At 45.5% G+C, this 6000-nt stretch carries 6 protein-coding genes and 2 pseudogenes; 5 read left to right on the plus strand and 3 right to left on the minus strand.

The features are described from left to right. Positions 1–470: 470 nt before the first annotated feature. On the plus strand, positions 471–1496 hold the full coding sequence (locus tag H6H02_RS16370; protein WP_190819640.1) for a sodium:calcium antiporter: 1026 nt from the start codon (positions 471–473) through the stop codon (positions 1494–1496). 178 nt (positions 1497–1674) lie between these two features. Further along, positions 1675–2463: an ion transporter gene (locus H6H02_RS16375; RefSeq protein ID WP_190819604.1), complete on the plus strand. Its 789-nt coding sequence runs from the start codon at positions 1675–1677 to the stop codon at positions 2461–2463. On the opposite strand, the gene H6H02_RS16380 is transcribed toward H6H02_RS16375, so the two are convergent. Then, on the minus strand, positions 2460–2678 hold the full coding sequence (locus H6H02_RS16380) for a hypothetical protein (RefSeq protein ID WP_190819606.1): 219 nt from the start codon (positions 2676–2678) through the stop codon (positions 2460–2462). The genes H6H02_RS16375 and H6H02_RS16380 overlap by 4 nt on opposite strands. A 47-nt stretch (positions 2679–2725) precedes the next feature. Between H6H02_RS16380 and H6H02_RS16385 the strand changes: the two genes are divergently transcribed. The 3 genes from H6H02_RS16385 to H6H02_RS16395 are packed head-to-tail and all read left to right on the plus strand — an operon-like array spanning position 2726 to position 5076. Continuing rightward, the gene (locus tag H6H02_RS16385; protein WP_190819608.1) at positions 2726–3646 is read left to right on the plus strand and encodes a TIGR04222 domain-containing membrane protein; all 921 of its coding nucleotides are present in this window, start codon (positions 2726–2728) and stop codon (positions 3644–3646) included. A 6-nt stretch (positions 3647–3652) separates the two neighbouring features. Continuing rightward, positions 3653–4486 carry a DUF692 domain-containing protein gene (locus H6H02_RS16390; RefSeq protein WP_190819610.1) on the plus strand — a complete coding sequence of 278 codons (834 nt, stop codon included), beginning with the start codon at positions 3653–3655 and terminating at the stop codon, positions 4484–4486. Continuing rightward, a complete protein-coding gene (locus H6H02_RS16395; RefSeq protein ID WP_190819612.1) occupies positions 4477–5076 on the plus strand; it encodes a hypothetical protein in 600 nt (199 codons plus the stop codon). The genes H6H02_RS16390 and H6H02_RS16395 overlap by 10 nt, the downstream gene beginning before the upstream one ends. Before the next feature lie 29 nt (positions 5077–5105). Here H6H02_RS16395 and H6H02_RS16400 read toward each other — a convergent pair. Further along, positions 5106–5802, minus strand: a pseudogene (locus H6H02_RS16400) (IS1 family transposase). 95 nt (positions 5803–5897) lie between these two features. Then, positions 5898–6000 (minus strand): annotated as a pseudogene (locus H6H02_RS16405) (IS5/IS1182 family transposase); the annotation flags it as partial.

A 6000-nucleotide genomic window follows, 5' to 3' on the forward strand; every position in this document is an offset into this window, starting at 1 on the left:
TCGCTATTTTAGATGTGCCGCGCTGTCGCTTCGCGGATTGTTGTAGCTAGCGGTAAGAAACGCGAGAAGCCGTGTATAGGAGCATACAAAAAGAGCGATCGCTCCACGAGAAATTTTTGCTGAATCTGACTTCTAGTACAGGCACCAGACAAGCTGTGCAAGGAATAATAAAGTTGAGGGAGCCATTCTCAGGGTGCTTACTTTGACAGGAAATAGCAGATGAAAGCAGTGGATATACCAATACAGTTCGGGTTAAATACCCAAAAAAACCAAATCCTAGAGGACATATCCCGAAACAAAATACGATCTGCTTAACCGGATGGGGAAATCCCGCAACCCACGGGAAAACCTTGCTATGAGCGATTTTCCCTCCTTTAAAAAAAGGCAAAGGAGAAATTTTTCCCTTAAAAACCTCTGATTGGGGCATTAAATTTGCCTTGAAAAAATTAACCGAACTGTAGTGGGTGGATGTGTTTGAATCCTTAACCCTGAGTATTAGTGTTTTTTTAATCGCCGCTGCGGTCATTGCCGTTGTGGGAACGATGATGGCAAGCACAGCAGATCGCTTAGCGGATGAAACGGGTCTTGGGGAAGCACTGATGGGTGCCTTATTTCTCGGTGGTAGTACCTCTTTAGCCGGGATTGTTACCTCTGTCACCGCCGCTGCTGGAGGTCACGCCGAACTTGCCATCAGTAGTGCTTTGGGAGGGATTGCCGCCCAAACAGCATTTCTCAGTATTGCCGATCTTGCCTATGGGAAAGCCAACCTGACACACGCAGCTGCCTCCATGCCAAATCTGATGCAGGCAACACTCCTGGTCGCGTTATTGGCAATTCCTCTGATGGCAATGTCTGGGCCAGATATCAGTATTTTTGGGATTCATCCCGCCTCGTTCCTCATCCCAGCTGCTTATATCTTCGGCTTGCGTTTGGCGGCTGAGGCTCAAACTACACCCATGTGGTGGCCTCGGCGTACTGCGGAAACGCAAGTTGACGAACCAGATGCAGAGAAGTCCGATGGTACCAGATTGACCGTGTTGTGGTTAAGGTTCGCTTTGCTGGCGGCGCTGCTTGCTGGTGCCGGTTATTTTGTGGCAGAAGCTGGAATCTCCATCTCTATGCACAGCGGGCTTTCCGAAACGATGGTAGGAGGGATTTTTACCGCTTTTTCAACTGCCCTACCGGAACTGGTAACAACCATCGCGGCGGTGCGACGAGGGGCGCTGACACTTGCGGTTAGTGGCGTTATTGGGGGGAATAGCTTTGATGTGATGCTGGTAGCGTTCTCTGACTTTGCTTATCGCCAGGGTTCGATTTATCATGCTTTGGCACAGCCTCAGATTTTTGCGATCGCGTTGACGATCCTGATGACCGTCATTCTAGTTTTGGGCTTGTTGCGGCGGGAAACACATGGAATTGGAAATATTAGCTTCGAGAGTTTTCTGATTCTGCTCCTATACTTAAGTGGGTTTTCGCTGCTGTTTTTTGGAGGTTGAGCAACAACAAGTGAGGTTTAGTCGGCTAAAGGAGTAATCAGAGTTTTGAGTTATTAAGAACATAATTCAAAATCTCGACGTGATTTATCGGGTCTCTCTTTAAAGAATTTCACCAATTACCGATTACCCAAATTCCTCACATTTCATGTCAATCTGACACTTTTAGTTTCGTGCCTTTATGTTTCTGCGACAAAAAATTGCTTTTTACTTAGAAGACATTGAAACACCAACCGGAAAAATATTCAATTTTGTAATCACAGGAATGATTTTGCTGTCTTCAGCAATTTTCGTGATTGAAACCTATCCACTTCCCGATTATGTCCGAATTAATCTTAATACTATCGACTTTTCAATTTTACTGCTTTTTGCTTGGGAATATTTGCTTCGTTTATGGTGTGCTGACAATAAAATTAAATATTTGATAAGCATTTATTCAATTATAGATTTAGTTGCAATATTGCCATTTTTATTGGGAGTGGTAGACATCAGCTTTATCCGAGTATTTCGATGGTTTAGAATTTTAAGATTTCTTCGCTTTATAGAAGGAAAAAGATTGTTTGGTCTCACCATTAATGAAGATGGAGAGATTTCAGCTAGGATATTATTTACTTTATTTGCAATTATATTTGTTTATTCAGGTTTAATTTATCAAGTTGAGCATCCAGTAAATCCTAAAGTATTTGCTACTTTTTTGGATGCCGTTTATTTCTCTATCGTCACAATGACAACAGTTGGATTTGGCGATGTGACACCGATTTCACAAGGAGGTCGCTTTATGACCGTCTTAATGATTTTGACCGGAATTGCTCTGATTCCTTGGCAATTGGGCGACTTGATCAAGCGATTGGTTAAAACAGCTAATCAGGTAGAAACCCTTTGTCCGACTTGCAGTTTATCATCCCATGATACAGATGCTCGGTTTTGCAAAATTTGCGGAACTAAGTTGGAAAAATTAGCGGATAGCTAGTAGTGCGGGAAAGCGATCGCGCGTTTTACCCATTCCTTAGAAGCTACGGGACTGCATCCCAAAAAAGGTAAGCCGAATAGCAGTAGAAGATATGGCTGTGAAGAATCAGGATGATAGCTACGGTGGCGGGTGAGATTTTTATCTGTTAACTTAGCGAAGTCAAGTGTTAGGCGATCGCCAAATCTTTTAAAACAAGGCTGCAACCATTGAAACACTCAATGTCGCTGCTTTTGAGCCATCACTAAAACAAGGAGGATTGGCAATGGATATGTTGCTGCACAACCCAATTGGGGATATGTATGGGCCGCATTTTCTATTGTTTTACGCCTGTGTTATCGTGACAACGTTGCTAGTATGTTTGCGGAACGTGCAAGATCCAAGCACGAACCAACCTCTGCCGTTAATTCCTACCGAACCCGACCCTTACGCAATTGCTTTCTTGCGCGGCGGAGAATCTGAACTAACGAAGCTAGTAGTCTTTGACTTAATCCAGCGCGGTTACTTACAAGTTAACGGACAGTACCTTAAGCAAGCGTCAGAACATCCGGACTTGAGTCAATTGGAGCCGATAGAACGCGAAGTGTTTGATTGGTTCTCTTCTTCGCGAAAAGCAAGCGAAATGAAATTCTCTTGGTCATTACCCGCTAGCTTGACCCAGAAATATACAGTTTACGAACAGCATCTGCAAAATGAACAACTGCTGTATGCAGACGAGTGGCAAGCCTGGAATATAAATATTGGCTTAATCGGAGCTACGATCATCTTTAGCTTAGGTAGCTATAAGCTTCTGGTAGCCTTAGCAAAAGGACGCCATAACGTGGGTTTTCTCATTATCATGGGCGTCTTCTCAATCATCATGCTGCTTTGGTTGATGAGCCAGCCGCCACGCTTGAGCGATCGCGGGCAAAGATATCTGAGACGACTTCAAGGAACCTTCGCTCAGCTAAAGCAGAAGGCAACAACGAGTATTCCTGATGAACTCAACTACAACTTGCTGGTAGCAGTTTTTGGCGTAGAGGCGCTTGCTGGAACTCCCTACTACTCTTATCAAGACGCATTTCTTCTAAAACGGTCGTCCAGTAGTTCCTGCGGTAGTTCCGATGGTAGTTCCTGCGGTAGTAGTTGCGGTAGTAGTTGCGGTAGTAGTTGCGGTGGCGGATGTGGTGGGTGTGGAGGAGGATAGTCAGGAATGGTTTCTCATTTACCAACATTAGGCGTCGGACTGGGTTTTCGGGAACCGTTCCGCAGTGACTTGTTTTTGCATCGGCAAGCGGTTGACTTTCTGGAAATTGTTGCCGAACACTACCTAGATGTGCCGCCCTACAAGCAGCAAGAGTTAGAATTGCTGGCTGACCATTTCCCGTTAATTCCCCACGCGATTAATCTGTCGCTAGGGAGTGCAGAAGGTTTAGACGCAGATTACTTACGCAAACTGGCAGAACTCATTAAACGACTGAATCCGCCTTGGTGGAGCGAACACATCTGCTTTACGAAAGCAGGCGGAGTCGATATCGGGCATCTGTCGCCCCTGCCTTATACACACGAAGCGGTAGAAGTGCTTTGCCGCAACATTGCTCAAGTACGTCGCTACATTGATGTGCCGCTGATTTTGGAGAATATTTCTTATCTATTAACAGTCCCAGGTGCGGAAATGACTGAAGCTCAGTTTCTCGCAGAAGTAGTAGAGCGTTCAGATTGTGGGTTACTGCTGGATGTGACGAATTTATATATCAATGCAGTTAACCACAACTATGACATCTATGCTTTTTTGGCGCAATTGCCCCTAGAGCGAGTCGTCCAGCTACATTTTGTCGGCGGACATTGGCATAACGGCGTCCTCATTGACAGTCATTCCCACTCAACCCATCCGGAAGTATGGACACTTATGGAAGAAGTTGTCGCCCGAATTCCAGTCAAAGGAATTGTTTTAGAACGGGATGAAAATTTGCCTCCTTTTGCAGAACTTTCTGCCGAACTAGAAGGGGCACGCAAGATTGGCAGGCGTCATGGAAAATGGGATTAGCACAAACGCAGCAAATTTTAGCCAAGCTTTATACCAATACTCTCTTAAGAGAGCGTTTCTTTGCCAATCCGCAAGCCGTTGGTGAGGAGTTCGGGCTGAGTTCCGACGAATCACAGCATCTCGCTAAATTGTCTGCTCAACAGGTTAATCTCTTCGCTAGTTCGCTGAAGCGCAAGCGGCTAGGCGAAGTCCGCGAATTGCTACCTTTGACGCAGCGTGTTTTAGGTAAAAGCTTTGCCGAGTTGTTTTGGCGATACGCGGAAACCCATGTACCGGGAGGAATTAAAAAACATTTAGAAGATGCGATCGCTTTCGCTACTTTCATCGAAAATAATGCTCAGTTAAAAGAGATCGAGCCGCCTTGGGTGGTGGACTTAGCCCGCTACGAAAAATCATGGCTTTTAGCCGCAGAACCGACTTTCCGCTTGACAATGTGCCGATTTCGTTATGCTATTGACAAGCTGGCGCGAATGACTCAACAGGAAGTCGAGCCGTTATTGTTGTTGCAGCCTACAATTGTTTTCTGGTTTCGTCTATCTGCGCGATCGCAATTGCGACATATTGTGATTTCGTTGCCTAATTGGCAATAGGTCGATGGCGTTGCTGAAACAGTAATGATTCAAGCGGGAAGAGGAACTGTCCGATATTTCAAGTAGTGAAGCAGTAAACGGAGTGAACATTTCAACATCAAGGGCTGACGCATGGGTAGCACAAGGTCTTGCGGTGCAACCGAGCCAAGTAGTGCCGAAGGCGGGTGTTTTCTCCCTCCACCCGAGTCATATAGGTTTTGCTCACAATCTGATCGCCCTGCGAGGGTGAACATTGGGTAAACTTTCCAGCCATCAGTGACATAAAAGAAGCATTGCCAGCTTTTAACAATTAGCCATAATGGCTTGAACGTTTCTGCACGGAGATCACCGATGACCCATGCCAAGATCCCAGGTTGCTTGTGATTAACGGCTGTCCACAGCCAGAATTTTTGGCGTTTGCTGCCAACAAAAGGAAAGCAGTTCATCTAGGTCAGTGACTTTGGGGATTTCGTCCGCCTCTGGAGCATCTTCCAGTTGATGTCCCGATCGCTCGAATGAGCGTGCATAACCGTGGTGTGGTGAATCTCGGTAACTCGTTCGATGCCGCGCAGACCCAAGACAAGAGAGATACATCTTGATGCACAACTGCTTGACCTCGCCTGAGTAACGCCAAGGGCGGTAGAATTCAAGGAACTGACGACCACACTGCTTGCACTTGTAGCATTGTCTACCTCGACGATGCCCGTTTTTAGCTGTTTGGGTTGAGTGACATTGAGGACATTTCATCCCTCTATTTTACCCAATTAAACATTACCCCTTCAGCAACGCCCTTTTTTTACGATGTCTCTCACGAAAACTTGCTCAATAGACCTCTTGCGGAATTAAAATTTGTTAGCTAATCTCAGTTCATAGTTATAGATACCTGCAATCAGTTGACGCAGTCCAAATCGCTTCCTTCTATTGCGATAACGACTGGATAAAATC

It is taken from the genome of Coleofasciculus sp. FACHB-1120 (assembly GCF_014698845.1).
Taxonomy (GTDB): Bacteria; Cyanobacteriota; Cyanobacteriia; order Cyanobacteriales; family FACHB-T130; genus FACHB-T130.